The 18,527-nt window shown below is 62.9% G+C and carries 17 protein-coding genes; 1 reads left to right on the plus strand and 16 read right to left on the minus strand.

Annotation, left to right across the window (positions count from 1 at the left end; all coding sequences use genetic code 11):
• Positions 1 to 99: 99 nt before the first annotated feature.
• Positions 100 to 2,529: a phosphoenolpyruvate synthase gene (gene ppsA, locus KT882_RS18855; RefSeq protein ID WP_228893031.1), complete on the minus strand. Its 2,430-nt coding sequence runs from the start codon at positions 2,527 to 2,529 to the stop codon at positions 100 to 102.
• Positions 2,530 to 2,686: 157 nt separating this feature from the next.
• On the opposite strand from ppsA, the gene ppsR reads away from it, so the two are divergent.
• Positions 2,687 to 3,535, plus strand: a complete 849-nt coding sequence (ppsR, locus tag KT882_RS18860; protein WP_228896704.1) for a posphoenolpyruvate synthetase regulatory kinase/phosphorylase PpsR — start codon at positions 2,687 to 2,689, stop codon at positions 3,533 to 3,535.
• Positions 3,536 to 3,783: 248 nt separating this feature from the next.
• Here the strand turns inward: ppsR and KT882_RS18865 are convergent, their stop codons facing one another.
• The 15 genes from KT882_RS18865 to pyrH form a co-directional block, all read right to left on the minus strand.
• On the minus strand, positions 3,784 to 4,980 hold the full coding sequence (locus KT882_RS18865) for an EAL domain-containing response regulator (RefSeq protein WP_161073153.1): 1,197 nt from the start codon (positions 4,978 to 4,980) through the stop codon (positions 3,784 to 3,786).
• Between the two features lie 24 nt (positions 4,981 to 5,004).
• Positions 5,005 to 5,790, minus strand: coding sequence for a TrmH family RNA methyltransferase (locus KT882_RS18870; RefSeq protein WP_161073152.1), 786 nt, complete (start codon positions 5,788 to 5,790; stop codon positions 5,005 to 5,007).
• Entirely contained in the window at positions 5,787 to 6,413 is a 627-nt protein-coding gene (gene rnhB, locus KT882_RS18875; protein WP_228893032.1) for a ribonuclease HII, read from the minus strand. The genes KT882_RS18870 and rnhB overlap by 4 nt, the downstream gene beginning before the upstream one ends.
• Positions 6,410 to 7,564: a lipid-A-disaccharide synthase gene (lpxB, locus tag KT882_RS18880; protein ID WP_228893033.1), complete on the minus strand. Its 1,155-nt coding sequence runs from the start codon at positions 7,562 to 7,564 to the stop codon at positions 6,410 to 6,412. Before lpxB ends, rnhB begins: the two co-directional genes overlap by 4 nt.
• Positions 7,548 to 8,339, minus strand: coding sequence for an acyl-ACP--UDP-N-acetylglucosamine O-acyltransferase (lpxA, locus tag KT882_RS18885; RefSeq protein WP_161073149.1), 792 nt, complete (start codon positions 8,337 to 8,339; stop codon positions 7,548 to 7,550). The genes lpxB and lpxA overlap by 17 nt, the downstream gene beginning before the upstream one ends.
• Entirely contained in the window at positions 8,339 to 8,824 is a 486-nt protein-coding gene (gene fabZ, locus KT882_RS18890) for a 3-hydroxyacyl-ACP dehydratase FabZ (RefSeq protein WP_161073148.1), read from the minus strand. Before fabZ ends, lpxA begins: the two co-directional genes overlap by 1 nt.
• On the minus strand, positions 8,821 to 9,867 hold the full coding sequence (gene lpxD / locus KT882_RS18895; protein WP_161073147.1) for a UDP-3-O-(3-hydroxymyristoyl)glucosamine N-acyltransferase: 1,047 nt from the start codon (positions 9,865 to 9,867) through the stop codon (positions 8,821 to 8,823). The genes fabZ and lpxD overlap by 4 nt, the downstream gene beginning before the upstream one ends.
• Positions 9,868 to 9,887: 20 nt before the next feature.
• Complete coding sequence (locus KT882_RS18900; RefSeq protein WP_161073146.1) at positions 9,888 to 10,418, minus strand: OmpH family outer membrane protein; 531 nt, start codon at positions 10,416 to 10,418, stop codon at positions 9,888 to 9,890.
• 14 nt (positions 10,419 to 10,432) lie between these two features.
• Positions 10,433 to 12,763: an outer membrane protein assembly factor BamA gene (gene bamA / locus KT882_RS18905; RefSeq protein WP_161073145.1), complete on the minus strand. Its 2,331-nt coding sequence runs from the start codon at positions 12,761 to 12,763 to the stop codon at positions 10,433 to 10,435.
• A gap of 36 nt (positions 12,764 to 12,799) precedes the next feature.
• The gene (gene rseP, locus KT882_RS18910) at positions 12,800 to 14,146 is read right to left on the minus strand and encodes an RIP metalloprotease RseP (protein WP_228893034.1); all 1,347 of its coding nucleotides are present in this window, start codon (positions 14,144 to 14,146) and stop codon (positions 12,800 to 12,802) included.
• Positions 14,143 to 15,327, minus strand: a complete 1,185-nt coding sequence (gene ispC / locus KT882_RS18915) for a 1-deoxy-D-xylulose-5-phosphate reductoisomerase (RefSeq protein ID WP_228893035.1) — start codon at positions 15,325 to 15,327, stop codon at positions 14,143 to 14,145. The genes rseP and ispC overlap by 4 nt, the downstream gene beginning before the upstream one ends.
• Before the next feature lie 124 nt (positions 15,328 to 15,451).
• Complete coding sequence (locus KT882_RS18920) at positions 15,452 to 16,285, minus strand: phosphatidate cytidylyltransferase (protein WP_228893036.1); 834 nt, start codon at positions 16,283 to 16,285, stop codon at positions 15,452 to 15,454.
• Positions 16,285 to 17,037, minus strand: a complete 753-nt coding sequence (uppS, locus tag KT882_RS18925) for a polyprenyl diphosphate synthase (RefSeq protein ID WP_161073141.1) — start codon at positions 17,035 to 17,037, stop codon at positions 16,285 to 16,287. Before uppS ends, KT882_RS18920 begins: the two co-directional genes overlap by 1 nt.
• A gap of 94 nt (positions 17,038 to 17,131) precedes the next feature.
• Positions 17,132 to 17,692: a ribosome recycling factor gene (gene frr, locus KT882_RS18930; RefSeq protein WP_161073140.1), complete on the minus strand. Its 561-nt coding sequence runs from the start codon at positions 17,690 to 17,692 to the stop codon at positions 17,132 to 17,134.
• A 51-nt stretch (positions 17,693 to 17,743) separates the two neighbouring features.
• Complete coding sequence (gene pyrH / locus KT882_RS18935; RefSeq protein WP_161073139.1) at positions 17,744 to 18,460, minus strand: UMP kinase; 717 nt, start codon at positions 18,458 to 18,460, stop codon at positions 17,744 to 17,746.
• Between the last annotated feature and the right edge of the window lie 67 nt (positions 18,461 to 18,527).

An 18,527-nucleotide genomic window follows, 5' to 3' on the forward strand; every position in this document is an offset into this window, starting at 1 on the left:
GACGAGGGTTCTTGCTGCAATGTGTAAGGTTTTGATGATTTTTTGCTAAACGTTCCAATAACTCCAGTCTAACTCAAATCGCCTTCACGTCAACTTGTTTTATTGCAATGCTGCCAGTTTCTGCCAGGTATCAATTACCGAGTCCGGGTTCAGCGACATCGATTCGATGCCCTGCTCCATCAGCCACACGGCCAGCTCGGGGTGGTCCGAAGGGCCCTGGCCGCAGATGCCGATGTACTTGCCCTGCTTCAGGCAAGCCTGGATGGCCAGCGACAGCAGCGCCTGCACGGCAGGATCGCGCTCGTCGAAGTCGGCCGCCAGCAGCTCCATGCCGGAATCGCGGTCCAGGCCCAGGGTCAGCTGGGTCAGGTCGTTGGAACCGATGGAGAAGCCGTCGAAGTACTCCAGGAAGCGGTCGGCCAGCACGGCGTTCGACGGCACTTCGCACATCATGATGACGCGCAGGCCGTTTTCGCCCCGCTTCAGGCCGTTGGCGGCCAACAGGTTGATGACTTTCTCAGCCTGGCCCAGGGTGCGCACGAAGGGCACCATGATTTCCACGTTGGTCAGGCCCATGTCGTTGCGCACACGCTTCATGGCGGCGCATTCCATCTCGAAGGCGCCGGCGAAGTCGGCCGACAGGTAGCGCGCCGCGCCCCGGAAGCCCAGCATCGGATTTTCCTCGTCCGGCTCGTAGCGCGAACCGCCGATCAGCTTTTTGTACTCGTTGGACTTGAAGTCCGACAGGCGCACGATCACTTTCTTCGGCCAGAACGCGGCGGCGATGGTGGCGATGCCTTCGGCCAGCTTGTCCACATAGAACGCCTTCGGCGAAGCGTGGCCGCGCGCCACCGACTCCACGGCCTTTTTCAGGTCGGCGTCGATGTTCGGGTATTCCAGGATGGCTTTCGGGTGCACGCCGATGTTGTTGTTGATGATGAACTCCAGGCGGGCCAGGCCCACACCGGCGTTCGGCACCGACTGGAAGTCGAAGGCCAGCTGCGGGTTGCCCACGTTCAGCATGATCTTCGTTTTCAGCGCCGGCAGTTCGCCGCGCGCCACTTCCGACACTTCGGTTTCCAGCAGGCCGTCGTAGATCTTGCCCTCGTCGCCTTCGGCGCAGGACACGGTCACGAAGGTGCCGTCTTTCAGGATGTCGGTCGCGTCGCCGCAGCCCACAACGGCTGGCACGCCCAGTTCACGCGCGATAATCGCCGCGTGGCAGGTGCGGCCGCCACGGTTGGTGACGATGGCGGAAGCGCGCTTCATGACCGGTTCCCAGTTCGGGTCGGTCATGTCGGCCACCAGCACGTCGCCCGGCTGCACGCGTTCCATTTCGGACGGGTCGCGGATCACGCGCACGGGACCGGCGCCGATCTTCTGGCCGATGGCGCGGCCGGAGGTCAGCACGGTGCCGGTGGACTTCAGTTTGAAGCGCTGCTGCGCATCGGTGGATTTCTGCTGCGATTTCACGGTTTCCGGACGCGCTTGCAGGATGTACAGCTTGCCGTCGCGGCCGTCCTTGCCCCACTCGATGTCCATGGGACGCTGGTAGTGGTTCTCGATGATGACCGCGTACTTCGCCAGCTCGACGATTTCGGCGTCGTTCAGCGAGTAGCGGTTGCGCATTTCGATAGGCACGTCCACGGTCTTGACGGAACGGCCGGCTTTCGCTTCGGCGGTGAATTCCATCTTGATCAGCTTGGAGCCGATGTTGCGGCGGATCACAGGCGACTTGCCCTGCTCCAGCATAGGCTTGTGCACGTAGAATTCGTCCGGATTGACCGCGCCCTGCACCACCGTCTCGCCCAGGCCGTAGCTGGAGGTGATGAAGACCACGTCCTTGAAGCCCGATTCGGTGTCGATGGTGAACATGACGCCTGCGGCGCCCACGTCCGAGCGCACCATGCGCTGCACGCCGGCCGACAGCGCCACTTCGGCGTGGGTGAAGCCTTTGTGCACGCGGTAGGAGATGGCGCGGTCGTTGTACAGGGAAGCGAACACGTGCTTCATTGCGTCCAGCACGTTTTCAATGCCGACCACGTTCAGGAAGGATTCCTGCTGGCCAGCGAAGGACGCGTCCGGCAAGTCTTCCGCGGTGGCGGAGGATCGCACGGCGAAGGACATCTCGGTTTCCGAGTCGGCCACCAGGCGGGCGTAGAACTGCTCGATTTCAGCCTGCAGGCGAGGCTGGAACGGAGTGTCCACGATCCATTGGCGGATTTCGGCGCCGGCTTGCGCCAGGGAGCGCACGTCGTCGATATTCAGGCCGTCCAGGCGGTCGGCGATGCGTTCGGCCAGCGGCTTGCCGCCGTCGACACTGTGCGACAGGAAGTCGCGGAAGGCTTGCGCCGTCGTTGCGAAGCCGCCCGGAACCCGGACGCCTGCGCCAGCCAGCTGGCTGATCATTTCGCCCAGGGAGGCGTTCTTGCCGCCAACGGATTCAACATCCGTCATGCGCAAGTTTTCAAACGAGGCTACGTAGACGGCATCGCCGTTCTGCTGCTCCTTCAATGCTGCGTTAGTCATAGTGACACCCTTACTGATGATAGAAATCTTGACGCAGGCTGGCCGATATTGATTCTTGTTATTCTTGGCATCGTGCAGCACAATCTTACTGTTGCTGTGCATTCTACAGCCTGCGGCGCAAATTGACGATTCACAACATAGCTCTGAGCACTCCCCCATGACACAAGAACAACGTCCGCCCCTACCCGCCGCCGCGCGTACCGTCTTTTTCGTCTCGGACGGCACCGGCATTACCGCCGAAACTTTCGGCCACTCGGTGCTGACCCAGTTTGAACTGCGCTTCCGCCAGATCCGCCTGCCCTTCATCGATACGCTGGACAAGGCGTATGAGGCGGCCCGCAAGATTAATGAAGCCGCAGCGGCCGACGGCCAGCGGCCGATTATCTTTTCCACGCTGGTGAAGAATGATTTGTCCGAGGTCATCCGCAAGTGCAACGGCATGCACATGGATTTGATCCAGACCTTTGTGGCGCCGCTGGAGCAAGAGTTGGGCGTGAAGTCGACGCACACCATCGGCCGCTCGCACAATATCGTCGACAGCGAAGAATATAAAAACCGTATCGAGGCGATTAATTTCTCGCTGGCGCATGACGACGGCCAGTCGCATAAAAACCTGTCGTCTGCCGATGTCATCCTGGTGGGCGTGTCGCGCTCGGGCAAAACGCCGACCAGTTTATATTTGGCGATGCAATACGGGATCAAAGCGGCAAATTACCCGCTGATTCCGGACGATTTCGAGCGCGGCAAACTGCCGTCGTCGCTCTATGAATTCAAATCGAAGATATTCGGCCTGACCATTACACCGGAGCGACTGGCTGAAATCCGCAATGAACGCCGCGCCGGAAGTAAATACGCGTCCATTGAGAATTGCCGCTACGAAGTCAATGAAGCCGAAATGATGATGAAGCGCGAAGGCATACGATGGCTGTCCTCCACCACCAAATCGATCGAAGAGATTTCGACCACCATACTGCAAGAAATCAAGCCTAACCGGCGCGAGTACTAATCCGCATTACCCGGCGCCGTCGCAGCGGACGGCGCCATTCAGCAGCGCCCTCCGTAGTATCCCCCTGCCAAATCCATAACGCCGCGAAAGCGCCGTTAAAGGCTGTGCTCGCGCGCACGGTGCACCGTTTTGTCCTCCGCACGCCCGAATCTGGCTTGTTCGCGCCAGAATCTGGCTTGATCTGCCTATGAAACGACAGCGGCCGCATCTCTGCGGCCGCTCGGACAATACCTGGAACTACTTGGGGATCAGAAGAACTGGCGCCAGTCGTTCAGCCAATCGGGGAATTCCTCGACCGGCATGGGCTTTGCGATGTAATAACCTTGGGCATAAGTGCAGCCCAGGCCCTGGAGGAAATCCCAATCCTGTTTGGTTTCCACGCCGACGGCAACAGAACGGCGGTCCAGGCTGCGCGCCAGGGTTAAACAGGATTTCAATACCGTGCTAATGGCGCGCTTGCGCGACGCGCCATCGACAAAACTGCGGTCGATTTTCAATTCGGTAAATGGCACGGCCGCCAGCAATTGAAGATTGGAGCGGCCCGTGCCGTAATCGTCGATAGCCAATCCAAAACCCTGCATGCGAAGACGCAAAAGGCGCTCAAGGAAATGCGGCTCGGCCGACAGCACTGCCGATTCGGTCATTTCGAAAGTAATATAATCGGCCAGAATACGGTGGCGTGCGAGGCAGGCTTCCATTTGCGCGACGAATTGCGGGTGCGCCAATGTCGCCTGGTCCACATTAATGGAAACAGAAATGGGAATGCCTTTATCGTGCAGCGAGCGGCAGGCGGCGACCGATTTCTCTATCATGCTCCAGTCGAGAAAATCGATGCGACCATTTTCTTCCAGTGCGCGCATAAATGCCGCCGGTCCCAATACGCCGAGTTCCGGATGGCGCCAGCGGGCAAACATTTCCAGCCCTTTTACCTGGCCGGTTTCCAATTCAATTTTCGGCTGGAAGAAGGGATCGAATTCACGCGCCTGCAGTCCGCGTCCCACTTCGGCAAAACCGAAACTCGGGCCGCCATGCCCATGCGGGGATACGCCGGGAACGCTGTAATTGGAGATTAAGGTTTGCAGCCGCTGCTCGCCCACCGGTTTCGCTATGGCGCCCAATAAATCGACGCCATATGCCTGGGCCATGGTTTCGACAGAGAACAGCACATCGGATTTTTGCGCGCCTGCAACAATAATACCGGCGCGGCTGCCCGCTTCGGCTAGGCGGCGTATCAATTCAAGCGCGTCCATGCCCGGCAAAGCGAGGTCCAGAATGGCGATATTGACTGCCGGAACGAAGCCGGTGCTGAGGTGGCGCAGGGCTGCGTGGCCGTCCGGGGCGTCGGCAACCTGGGTGGCGCCCAGGCGGCGCAGCATATCCACCAGCGCCTGGCGCTGGCCGGGCTCCCCTTCAGCTACCAGAAACTGCAACTGCGCGATGTCCATGCCTGCTCCAGAGAAACTTTTTAATTACTGCTGATTCTGCCTGACTTGCTCGAAAAAGCATACTGCCGCACATGCGGCCACGTTCAGGGACTCCACCTGGCCGAGATGGGGAATGACCACGGTTTGCGTCGCCAGCGACAGCAAGTCGTCGGCCACGCCCTGCCCTTCGTGGCCGAATATCCAGGCCACAGGCTTGCTCAGGTCGGCGTCATAGAGCCGGGTGCGGGCATAGCCGCTGGTGGCCAGCGTGGGGATCCTGGAGGCGGCCATGAGCGGCGCCAGGTCCACGTTTTCAAAGATGTCGAGCACAAAGTGCGCCCCCATGGCCGCGCGCAGCACTTTCGGCGACCAGCAGAACGCCGTGCCGCCGCTGCAATAAACCTGCTTGATGCCGGCGGCAGCCGCGCTGCGCAGGATGGAACCCACGTTGCCGGGATCCTGCACATTGTCCAGCAGGACGGCGGACACCGTCATGGCGTCCGGCACGGCGCGTTCGGGGGTGTCGATCTGGAACATCACGCCCACGCCATGCTCAACCTGGCTGACGGCGTTGTACAGCGCGTCCGGCAAGGCGATGGTGTGGCCGCGCTGATGTTCGATTTTGCCGACGATGTCCGCCACTTCCGGGTTGTTCAGCGCAGTTTCGCTGACGATGCATTGCACCGGCAGGCCGCGCAGCTCCAGGTAGGCCTGGCACAGGTGCACGCCGTCCAGCAGCGTCTGGCCGGCCTTTTTGCGCGCCTGCGAGCTGGTGGCCAGGTGCTTCAGGTCTTTGTATTGCGCGTTGTCGCGCGAGGTGATGGTTTTCATAGCAAATCTTTAACAAACAGCAGTTCGCGCACGGGCGCGAAGGAGCGGCGGTGCACCGGCGACGGGCCGTGCTCGCGCAGGCGCTCCAGGTGCAGCGCGGTGCCGTAGCCCTTGTGCTGGTCGAAGGCGTACTGCGGGTAGGCGGCGTGCAGCTGCACCAGCGCCGCGTCGCGCGCGGTCTTGGCCAGGATGGAGGCGGCCGAAATGGCGTCTTCCTTGTCGTCGCCGCCGATAATGGCGATGGCCTGGATTTTCAGCACCGGGCAGCGGTTGCCGTCGATCAGGGCCAGCGTGGGCGGCACGCTGAGCGCCTCCACGGCGCGCTTCATGGCCAGCATGCTGGCCTGCAGGATGTTGATCTTGTCGATTTCCGCTTCCGACGCCTCGGCGATGGCCCAGGCCATCGCCTGCGCCTTGATCAGCGGCGCCAGCGCGTCGCGCTTGGCTTCGGTCAGCTTTTTCGAGTCGCGCAGGCCTTCAATCGGGCGGTCCGGGTGCAGGATGACTGCGGCGGCGTAGACCGGGCCGGCGAGCGGCCCGCGCCCTGCCTCGTCCACGCCGCAGATGATTTCTTCCAGCGAACGGGGCAGATCGTCGAACAGGCCGGCTTGTTGGGTCTTCATTTCTTCAATACTTTCATGACTGCCGCCGCGCTTTCCTGCGCGCTGTTGCGCAGCAGGCTGTGGTGCATTTCCGTAAAGCGCTCCGCCAGGTGCAGGCGGTGCGGCGCGTCGCTCAGCTGGCGCCACATGGCTTCGGCCAGGTTTTCCGGACTGGCCGCGTCCTGCAGCAGCTCGGGCACCAGGAAGTCGCGCGCCAGGATATTCGGCAGGCCTATCCACGGCTGGTAGCCAAAATGCCGCAAAATCTGCCATTCCAGCGCCATCATCTTATAAGCGATCACCATCGGCTTTTTAAACAGCGCCACTTCCAGCGACGCCGTGCCGGAGGCGACCATCACCGCGTCCGCCGCCGCAATGGCGGTGTGCGACTGGCCGTCCAGCAGCTTGATCTCCACGTCCTGCAGGCCGGCTTCGGACACCAGTTGCAGGAAATACTGACGCTGCTTCTCGCCCGCCATCGGCGCCACGAACTTCAGCGAACGGTCACGCTTCTGCAGCAAACGTGCCGCCTTCATAAAGGCAACCGTGTTGTACTTGATCTCGGACATGCGGCTGCCCGGCATAATGGTGACCACGTTGGCGTCTTCCGGCAGGCCCAGCAGGCGCCGCGCGCCCGCCTCGTCCGGCACCAGCGGCACCAGCTCGGCCAGCGGGTGGCCCACATAGCTCACCGGCACGCCCGCCTTGCGGTAGATCTCCTCCTCGAAGGGGAATACCACCAGCATGTGCGACACCGCCTTGATGATTTTCTTGATGCGTCCGCCGCGCCAGGCCCATATCTGAGGCCCGATGTAGTGCACGGTGGGAATGCCAGCCGCCTTCAGCTGCATTTCCAGCCCCAGGTTGAAGCCCGGGTAGTCGGCGCCGATAAAGACGTCCGGCCGCTGGGCCAGCAGCTGGTCGCGCAGCATGTTCTGTATGCCCTTGATTTCGCGGTAGCGGGGAATCACGGCCAGCAGGCCGCGCACGGTCAGCTTGTCCATGGGCCATTGCGACTCGAAGCCGTGCTCCATCATCGCCGGGCCGCCTATGCCGTGGAAGCGCGCCTGCGGCAGCTGCGGCCGCAGCCCGGACAGCAGGCGCGCGGCCAGCACGTCGCCGGACGGTTCCCCGGCGACGATGGCTACCGATATGTCAGCGGACGATGCCACGATTCGCCGTATCGAGGAACTCGCGCATGGCGCGCGCGTGCACTGCCACGTCCTCGGCCAGGGCATTCTCCTGTTCGATCATGGCGGCCTTGGCCTCCTCCAGCGTCAGGCCGGAGCGATACAGCGTTTTGTACGCGGCGCGGATGGCGTTGATCTGCTCGCGGGTGAAGCCGCGGCGTTTCAGGCCTTCGATGTTGACGCCGTGCGCCGCCGCCGGATTACCGTTCAGCAGCACGAAAGGCGGCACGTCCTGGGTCAGACTGGTGCTCATGCCGACGAAGGCGTGCGCGCCGATCTTGCAGAACTGGTGCACATTGGCGAAGCCGCTCATGATGACCCAGTCGCCAATCTCCACGTGGCCCGCGATCTGGGCGTTGTTCGAGAAGATGGTGTTGTTGCCCACCACGCAGTCGTGCGCCAGGTGGACATAGGCCGAGATCCAGTTGTCGTTGCCGAGCCGGGTCACGCCCTTGTCCTGCACCGTGCCGGTGTTGAAGGTGCAGAATTCGCGGATGGTGTTGCGGTCGCCGATCTCCAGGCGGGTCGGCTCGCCGGCCCATTTCTTGTCCTGCGGCGCGGCGCCGATGGACGAGAACTGGAACAGCACGTTGTCGCGGCCTATGGTGGTGTGGCCTTCGATCACCACGTGCGGCCCCACCTTGGTGCCGGCAGCGATGCTCACATTCGGGCCGATCACCGAGTACGGGCCGACCGTCACGCTGCTGTCGAGCTGCGCTTTCGGGTCAACGATGGCGGTTGCGTGAATGTTGCTCATTACTGCCCCGCTGGCTGGCTCGCGTCGGCGGTGCTGCGGATGGTGCACATCAGTTCAGCTTCCACCGCGGTCTGGCCATCGACGGTGCCGACCGCCTTGTATTTCCAGATGCCGCGCGCCACGCGCAGGATTTCCACGTCCATCTTCAGCTGGTCGCCAGGGCCGACCGGGCGCTTGAAACGCGCGCCGTCGATGCCGACGAAGTAGACCACCGAGTTCTCGTCCGGCTTGATGCCCATGGACTTGAACGACAGCAGCGCGGCGGTCTGCGCCATCGCTTCGATCATCAGCACGCCCGGCATGACCGGCTTGTGCGGGAAGTGGCCGTTGAAGAATTCTTCGTTGACGGTGACGTTCTTGATGGCGGTGATGGACTTGTTCTCTTCGTAGTTCAGAACGCGGTCAACCAGCAGCAGCGGATAGCGATGCGGCAGGTAGGCCTTGATCTCGCAGATATCCATCGTTTTGTTTTCGGTAGTGGTCATGATTCGTCTTTGGTTTTAATATTTTTTTCGAGAGCGCGGATTTTATCGCGCATTCCCGGCAAATTGCGGACTATGGCGGCAGATTTTTCCCAATCGGCGTTTTTTGCCAACGGATAGAAGCCGGTGTACTGGCCCGGCTCCAGTATCGAACGCGATACCATGCTGCCGGACGAGACATGCACGCCGTCCACGATTTTCAGGTGGCCCAGCACCATGGCGGCGCCGCCGAAGGTGCAGTACTTGCCGATGATGGCGCTGCCCGCCACGCCGACGCAGCCGGCCATGGCGGTGTGCGCGCCGATCACGCAGTTGTGGCCGATCTGGATCTGGTTGTCCAGCTTCACGCCGTCTTCAATAATGGTGTCTGCCAGCGCGCCGCGGTCCACCGTGGTGTTGGCGCCGATGTCCACGTCGTCCCCAATGACCACGCGGCCGGTCTGCGGGATCTTGATGTAGACGCCGCCCTCGTTGGCAAAGCCGAAGCCGTCGGTGCCGATCACGGCGCCCGAATGGATGATGCCGCGCTTGCCAATGATGCAGCGCGCATGGAAGGTCACGTTGGCGAAGAAGTGCGTGCCCTCGCCCACCTGCGCGTCGCGGCCCACGAAGCAGCCGTGGTCGATGACGGCGCCGGGGCCGATCACCGCGCCCGCCTCCACCGTCACGAAGGGACCGATATGCGCCGTCGGGTCCACCTTGGCCGTGGCATGCACCGCCGCCATGGCGTGCACGCCCGGCTCGGGCACGATGGCCGTCAGCGACTCGAAGTATTGCGCCGCGCGGGCGAAGTACACATAGGGGTTTTTGACGATGATGCGCGCGCCCTGGTAGGTCGCGGCCACGGTCTCGTCGTCCTGTGCGGAGACGATCAGCGCGGCGGCCTTGCTCTGGCCGGCCTGCGCGCGGAATTTGCTATTGCTGAGAAAGCTGATGTGCGAAACGCCGGCGTCCGCCAGTGGCGCGATGCCGGATACTTCCAGCGCCGCATCGCCTACCAGCTGCCCGCCCAAGCGTTCGACCAATTCTCCTAGTCGAGTGCCCATCGGGGTGTTCCAATCTATGTTTATTTGTTTTTGTCGAGCGCCGCCAGCACCTTCTCGGTGATGTCGATGCGCGGGCTGGCCCACACCGCGTCCTGCAGAACGATGTCGAAGCCTTCGGTCTGCGCCAGCTGCTTGATGATCAGGGTCGCCTTGTCGGAAATGACGGCGCGCTCCTCGTTGGTGCGCTGGTTCAAATCCTCGCGGAACTCGCGCTGGCGGCGCTGGAACTCTTTATCCAGCTCGAAGTACTCGCGCTGCCGCTTCACGCGGTCGGCTTCGCCCAGCGCGGGCAGTTCTTTTTCCAGCTTCTCCGAGGCGGCTTTCAGGCGCGAGGCCAGGTCCTGCATGGCTTTCTCGCGTCCTTTGAACTCCTCGGCCAGCTTGTCGCCGGCCAGCTTGGCCAGGCGCGACTCGTTGTAAATCCGCTCGGTGCTAAGCCACGCAATCTTGGACGACTGCGCTTGCGCCGGCGCCAAAGCACTCAAGCCGAGTGCAAGCACGGCAAGGTATTTGGCGGCCTTGGCCGATGCGGTAGCGGAAGCAGTCTTCAAGGTGTTTCTCCGTATTAGAACCCGTTACCCATCTGGAACTGGAAACGTTCCAGGCGGTCGCCGGGTTTGGCATTCAAAGGCTTAGCATAACTCAACTTCAGCGGGCCCACCGGGGAAATCCAGTTCACGCCCAGGCCGGTGGAGAAGCGCAGCTCGGAGATGCGCATCTTCTGGCCTTCCTGGTAGACCTGGCCGCCGTCGAGGAAGCCGAACCAGCGCAGGCTGCGGTCCTGGCCGGAACCCGGGAACGGCATCTGCAGTTCGGCATTGCCGATCAGGCGCGAGGCGCCGCCCAGGGCGTCGCCGTAGCGGGTGTCCACGATACCGAGCGAGGAGCTCAGGTAGCCGCGCACCGAACCGATACCGCCGCCGTAGAAGTTCTTGAACACCGGGTAAGGTTTGTCGCCGATACCGTGGCCGTAGTCGATCTCGCCCTTCAGGGCCAGCGTGACTTTCGGGTGCAGTGGCTTGAACAGCTGGTGCTCGTACACGGCGCGGAAGTACTTCGACTGGCCTACCACGTCCAGTTCCAGGTTGACGCGCTGGTACTGGCCGATGGTCGGGGTCAAGGCGCTGTCGCGGCTGTCGCGCGCCCAGGCGGCGGTCAGCGGCACGGCGATGGTCTTGGCGGTGCCCACCGGACTGCCGGTGATGTCGCGCACATAGTCCTGGTAGCGGATCGGGCTGGTCTCGTCGGTGGTGATGGACGAGCGTTCCAGGCCTGCGCCGAAGAACACGGTGTCCACTTCGGAGAACGGCACGCCCCAGCTGATACGGCCGCCGTGCTGTTTAATCGTGTAGGAACCGATGTTCAGCGCGGGCGGGTTCAGCGTGCGGATGTACAGGTCGAACGAGCGGCTCACGCCATCATCCGTGTAGTACGGATTGGTGTTCGAGAACTCGATGGTGCGGCTGTACTTGCTGGTGTTCAGGTTGATGCCGACGGTGTTGCCCGAACCGGCAAAGTTGGCCTGCTGGATAGACGCCGAGAAGGTGAACTTCTCCGCCTGCGAGAACGCGCCGCCGATCTGGAAGTTGCCGGTCGGTTTTTCCACCACGGTCAGCTGCACGTCCACCTGGTCCGAGGTGCCTTGCGCTTCAGGCGTGTCTATGGTCACGTCCTTGAAGTAGCCCAGGCGGTCCACGCGGTCGCGGGTCAGCTTGATCTTGTTGGCGTCGTACCAGGACGACTCGAACTGGCGGAACTCGCGGCGGATAACCTCGTCGCGGGTGCTGGTGTTGCCGGCGATGTTCATGTGGCGCACATAGGCGCGCTTGCCCGGGTCGATCAGGAAGGTGAAGCTCACTTCACGCTTTTCGCGGTCGATCTGCGGGTCCACGTTCACGTTGGCGAAGGCGTAGCCGAAGGTGCCCAGGCGGTCGGTGATCAGCTTGTTGGTGGCGGTCAGGCGCTCGCCGGAATAGATTTCGCCTTTGCGCAGCAGCACCAGCTGGCGCAGCTCGTCCTCGCGGCCGAACATCTCGCCTTCAAACTTGTAGTCGGCGACCTTGTACTTCTCGCCTTCGCTCACGTTGATGGTGATGTAGATGTCCTTCTTGTCCGGGGTGATCGACACCTGGGTCGATTCGACCTGCATCTCGATGTAGCCGCGGTTCAGGTAGAAGGACTTCAGCGATTCCAGGTCGCCGGTCAGCTTGGTCTTGGAGTACTGGTTGGCCTTGGTGTACCAGCTGAACCAGCCGCCGGTGTTGAGCGCCAGGTTCTCGCGCAGTTCCTTGTCCGAGAAGGCCTTGTTGCCGACGATGTTGATCTGCTTGATCTTGGCGATCTCGCCCTCGTCCACGGCGAACACGATGTTCACGCGGTTGCGCTCGATCGGGGTCACGGTGGTGGTCACTTTCACGCCGTACAGGCCGCGCGACAGGTACTGGCGCTTGAGCTCCTGCTCGGCGCGGTCCACCGACGCTTTGTCGAAAGTCTTCGCTTCGCCCACGCCGATGTCCTTCAGCGCCTTGACCAGCATGTCTTTTTCAAATTCCTTGGTGCCGGTGAAATCCACCTTGGCGATCGCGGGACGTTCCTCGACGATCACCACCAGCACGTCGCCGTCCTGCTCCAGGCGCACGTCCTTGAAAATGCCCGAGCCGTACAGGCCCTTGATGGCGGCCACGCTCTTTTTGTCGTCGAAGGTTTCGCCCACGCGCACAGGCAGGTAGCTGAACACCGTGCCTGCCTCCGTGCGCTGGATGCCTTCGACACGGATGTCCTTCACGACGAATGGATTGATGGCGAACGCGCTGCCGGAGCAGAGTGCCAGGGCGGCGGCGCCGATCAGGCTGCGGCGAAAGGAAGGCAAGGCAAAACGGTCAGAATATAATTTCATTGGCGGTATTCAATGGCTCAAATCACGGAACTACATTTAAAGCAGGCGCACCACGTCGTTAAATACCGCCAGTGCCATTAATGTCACCAGCAGGCCAACGCCCAGTCGCTGCGCTATCTCGCCGAAACGCTCCGGCACAGGACGCCCGGTTAAAACTTCCAGCGAATAATACAGTAAAAGTCCACCATCAAGAACGGGAATCGGTAGCAAATTCATCACCCCGAGACTGATACTAATAAACGCGATGAAGCTCAGGTAGCTGGCAGCGCCTATCCGCGCGGTTTGCCCGGCATAATCGGCGATCGTGATAGGGCCGGTGACGTTCTTCCACGAGACCTCGCCCACCACCATTTTCCCTATCATTTTCAGGGTCAGCACACTGGTGTCCCACACCTTGGCGGCGCCCTTGCCCACCGCCTCCACCGGACCGGCGGTCACTTCGATCATATCCGGGCCTTGTCCGGCGTAAGCGCCGATCTTACTGACTGTTACAGATCCTTTACGCTCCACGTCCGGCGTGACGCGCAATTCAAACGGCTGCCCGCCGCGCAGGCCCTGCATAATCAAGGTGTTGCCATTCGAGGCGCGCACCACGGTGATGAAGTCCACCCAGTCCTGCAGCGGCTTGCCGTCGATGGCGGTAATCAGGTCGCCGCTGCGCAGGCCGGCGCGCTCGGCGGCGCTGCCCGGCAGGATCTCGCCCAGCAGCGCGGGCGGACGCGCCAGGCCGAAGCCCAGCTTGCCGGCCACGTCGGACTCCAGGTCCATGCCGGCCATGGCGCTGGCGGGCATGCGCAGCGTGCGGCGCCCGCTGCCGGGACGGTCCACGTCCAGCTCCATGCCGCGCTTGTCGATGGCGGCCTGGATCACGGCCCAGCGCAGGTCGGACCACACGCGCACGCGTTCGCCGTTCACGGCGGTGACGATGTCGCCGCCCTGCAGGCCGGCCGCGTAGGCCGCGCTGTCGCTGGCGGGCGGCGCAATCTTGGAGGAAGGTTCGGCGATGCCGGCCATGTACAGGCCTGCGAACAGGAAAATGGCGAGCAGGAAGTTGGCCAGCGGGCCGGCCGCCACGATGGCGATGCGCTTCCACACGTTCTGGCGCGTGAATTCGCGCAGCTTGTCCGCCTCGGACAGCGGGCCGGTGTCGGGCTCGCGGCTGTCCAGCATCTTGACGTAGCCGCCCAGCGGCAGCGCGGACACGGCCCATTCGGTCTGGTCCGGGCCGATGCGGCGCGACCACACCACCTTGCCCATGCCCACCGAGAAGCGCAGCACTTTCACGCCGCACCAGCGCGCCACCCAGTAGTGGCCCAGCTCATGGAAGATGATCAGCGATCCCAGCGCGACCGCGAAAGCCAGCAGGGTCGTGAGGAAGGTCATTGTGCGCGCAGACTGGCGATAAAGCGTTCCGCAGCGGCGCGGGCCAGGCCGTCCTGCTCCATCACGGCGGCGATGCTGGCGGCCGCGCCGTGCGGCAGCTCGTCCATCACGCGCGCGATCACGCGGTCGATCTGGCGGAAGCCGATGCGGCCGTCGAGGAAGGCGGCCACCGCCACCTCGTTGGCCGCGTTCAGCAGCGCGGGCGCGGTGCCGCCGGCCTTGAGCGCGTCAAACGCCAGCGCCAGGCAGGGGAACTGCACGAAGTCGGGGCGCTCGAACTGCAGCGTGCCCACTTGCGCCAGGTCCAGCTGCGCCACGCCGGAGGCGATGCGCTCCGGGTAGGCCAGCGCGTGCGCGATCGGGGTGCGCATGTCGGGGTTGCCCAGCTCGGCCAGCACCGAGCCGTCGTTGTAGGACACCATGGAATGCACCACGGACTGCGGATGGATCACCACTTCGATCCGCTCGGCGCTGGCGCCGAACAGCCAGTGCGCCTCGATCACTTCCAGGCCCTTGTTCATCATGGTGGCCGAGTCGACCGAAATCTTGCGGCCCATGGACCATTTCGGGTGCTTGCAGGCCTCGTCCGGCGTGACCGTGTCCAGCGTATCGACGGCGCGCTTGAGGAATGGGCCGCCGGATGCGGTCAGCAAAATCTTGGTGACGCCGGAAGCGCCCGGCACGCGGCTGTAGTGCTGCGGCAAGCACTGGAAGATGGCGTTGTGCTCGCTGTCTATGGGCAGCAGCACCGCCCCGCTCTCGTGCACCGCGTCCATGAACAGCTGGCCGGACATGACCAGCGCTTCCTTGTTAGCCAGCAGCACCTTCTTGCCGGCGCGGGCGGCGGCCAGCGTGGGGGCCAGGCCGGCGGCGCCGACGATGGCGGCCATGACGGTATCGGTTTCAGCGGCGCTGGCGATGGCGCACAAGGCGGCCTCGCCGTATTCGACTTCGGTGCGCAGGCCTTGCGCCTGCAGCAGCGCTTGCAGCTGGGCGGCGGCGGCGGCGGTGCCGACCACGGCGCGCGCGGGTTTGAATTGCGCGCACTGCGCGGCCAGCTCTTCCACCCGGCTGTGCGCGCTCAGCGCGTAGACCGAGTAGCGCTCGGGGTGGCGCGCCAGCACGTCCAGCGTGGACACGCCGATGGAGCCGGTGGCGCCTAATATGGTGATGCGTTGCATACTTCTTCCTTCTGTGGCCAATCTTGGCGGGTTACGCGCGGCGCGCTAACCCGCCCTACGGATGCACTCTCACCCGTGTATATTCGTAGGGCGGGTTAGGCGCAGCCGTAACCCGCCGAGCCCATCAAGCCCAGCCGGCAATCAGCGCGGCCAGCGGCAGCACCGGCACCAGCGCGTCGATACGGTCCAGCACACCGCCGTGGCCCGGCAACAGCTTGCTGCTGTCCTTGACGCCTGCGCGGCGCTTGAGCATGGATTCAAACAGGTCGCCGATCACGCTGAACGCGCAAATCACCACCAGGATCACAACGGTCAGTCCCCAGCCGCGCTTGGCCTGCAGGTACACCACGAAGGTATCCTGCAGCCAGCCCACGGACGGCGCCAGCAGCACCGTCAGCGCCGACAGCAGCACCACGGCAATGGCGCCGCCGATGGCGCCTTCCCAGGACTTGCCCGGCGAGATGGACGGCGCCAGCTTGCGCTTGCCGAAAGCCTTGCCGCTGAAGTAGGCGCCGATGTCGGCGATCCACACCAGCGCCATGGCGGAAATGAGGAACAGCGGCGACTTCAGGTACAGCGCCAGGATAGCCACGAAGCAGCTCACCAGCGTAATCGGGTACACCAGGCTGAGCATGGTGTTGCCCATGCCTTCCAGCGGCGGCAGGCCGGTGTACAGCGTGGGCGTGAAGCGCAGCAGCCAGATGGCGAAGCCCAGCAGCAGCCAGAACGTGACCGGGCCGCTCAGGCCGTGCAGCAGGAAGGTGTAGCCGAAGGCGGCGGCCCAGACCACGGCCGACAGCAGCGGACGGGGCGACTTGAACAGGCGGAAGCTTTCCCACACCGCCGCGCCGAAGAAGGCCAGCACCACCACGGCCACGGCCGGGTAGTAGTTGAAGAACAGCACCGGCAGCAGGACGGCCAGCAGGAGGACGGCAGTGATAATGCGGGTTTTCAGCATCAGGTGGTCTTTTCAGCCAGTTGGTCCCCGGTGCGGCCGAAGCGGCGCTCCCGGTTCTGGTAAGACGCGATGGCCGCGTCCAGGCTCTCGATGGTGAAATCGGGCCAGTAGGTGTCGGTGAAGTACAGCTCGGTGTAAGCCAGCTGCCACAGCAGGAAGTTGGAAATGCGTTCCTCGCCGCCGGTGCGGATGAACAGGTCCGGCTCGGGCGCGTAGGCCATGGCCAGGTGCGGCGCCAGCTGTTCTTCGCTGAAGTCGGCCGCGCCCGGATGGGCCGCCACCATTTTGCCGACGGCCTGCATGATGTCCCAGCGGCCGCCGTAGTTGGCGCAGATGGTGACGGTCAGGCGGGTGTTGTTGGCGGTCTTGCGTTCGGCGGCGGAGATCATGCCGCGCAGCTTCTCGTCGAAGCGGCTCAGGTCGCCCACCACCTTCAGGCGGATGTTATTGGCGTGCAGCTTGGACACCTCGCGCTCGAGCGCGGTGACGAACAATCGCATCAGCAGCGACACTTCCTCTTCCGGCCGGCGCCAGTTCTCGGAACTGAAGGCGAACAGGGTCACGTATTCCACGCCGCGCAGCGCGCAGCCCTCCACCACATTGCGCACCGCTTCCACGCCTTTGACGTGGCCGGCGACACGCGGCAGAAAGCGCTTGGTGGCCCAGCGCCCATTGCCATCCATGATGATGGCAACGTGGCGGGGCACCTTGGGCGCATCCGGAACCGCAGTCGTCGAACTCGAATATTTCATGAACTCTAAAGCCAAGTATGTGTCAAACGCAAAAACCCCAGGCGGAAACCTGGGGTCAGACCCGCCGGGGTCTGACCCCGGCCTGCCGTGCTGCTTAAACGGTCAGCACTTCCTTCTCTTTTTCGACCAGCAGCTTGTCGATGTCGACGATGGCCTTGTCGGTCAGCTTCTGGATGTCGTCCGAACCACGGCGCTCGTCGTCTTCCGAGATGGCCTTGTCTTTCACCAGCTTTTTCAGCGATTCGTTGGCGTCGCGGCGGATGTTGCGCACGGCGATCTTGGCGTCTTCGCCTTCGCTCTTGACCAGCTTGACCATTTCCTTGCGGCGCTCTTCCGTCAGGGCCGGGGTCGGCACGCGGATCTGGTCGCCCTGCGAGGACGGGTTCAGGCCCAGGTCCGCATCGCGGATGGCTTTCTCGATGGTGGCGCCCATCTTCTTCTCGAACGGCGTTACGCCGATGGTGCGGGCGTCAACCAGCGTCAGGTTGGCCACCTGGCTCAGCGGGGTTGGGTTGCCATAGTATTCCACCATCACGTGGTCGAGAATGCCGGTGTGGGCGCGGCCGGTACGCACTTTGGCCAGGTCGGCCTTGAGCGTCTCGATCGACTTGATCATGCGGTCTTGCGCGTTCTTTTTAACGTCAGCTACGGACATGCTGTGCTCCTGTATTTAAAGCAGTATCTTGAAAATAAGCTTGAATAATAATCAAACGTGAACCAGTGTACCCTCATCCTCGCCCATAATCACGCGCATCAGCGCGCCTGGCTTGGTGATGGAGAACACTTTGATCGGCAATTTCTGGTCGCGGCACAGTGCGAATGCGGTGGCATCCATCACTTGCAGGTGCTTGGCGATGGCTTCATCGAACGAAATGGTATGGTACAGCGTCGCGTTCGGGTCTTTTTTCGGGTCGGCAGTGTAAATGCCATCCACCTTGGTGGCTTTCAGCACGATTTCGGCGCTGATTTCCGAGCCGCGCAGGGCTGCGGCGGTATCGGTGGTGAAGAAGGGGTTGCCGGTGCCTGCGGCGAACACGATAACCTTGCCCTCTTCCAGGTATTGCAGCGCCTTCGGGCGCACATAGGGCTCGACCACCTGATCGATGCCGATGGCCGACATCACGCGCGCGGTCACGCCGGCGTGCTTGAGCGCGTCGCCCAGGGCCAGCGCGTTCATCACGGTGGCCAGCATGCCCATGTAGTCCGCAGTGGCGCGGTCCATGCCTTGGGCGCCGGGCGCCACGCCACGGAAGATATTGCCGCCGCCGATCACCACCGCCACTTCCACGCCCAGGTTCGCGACAGCGGCCACGTCGGCCACCATGCGCTCGATCGTGCCGCGGTTGATGCCGTAGGCATCGTCGCCCATCAGGGCTTCACCGGACAATTTGAGGAGGACGCGCTTGTAGGCTGGTTTTGACATGAGCTGGGGCTCCTTAGTTGGGTTTATTCGGGTCGTTCTGCCGGCTGATAACATTATGATACCTGTA

The sequence above is a fragment of the Pseudoduganella aquatica genome, from assembly GCF_020865585.1.
Classification (GTDB): domain Bacteria; phylum Pseudomonadota; class Gammaproteobacteria; order Burkholderiales; family Burkholderiaceae_D; genus Rugamonas; species Rugamonas aquatica_A.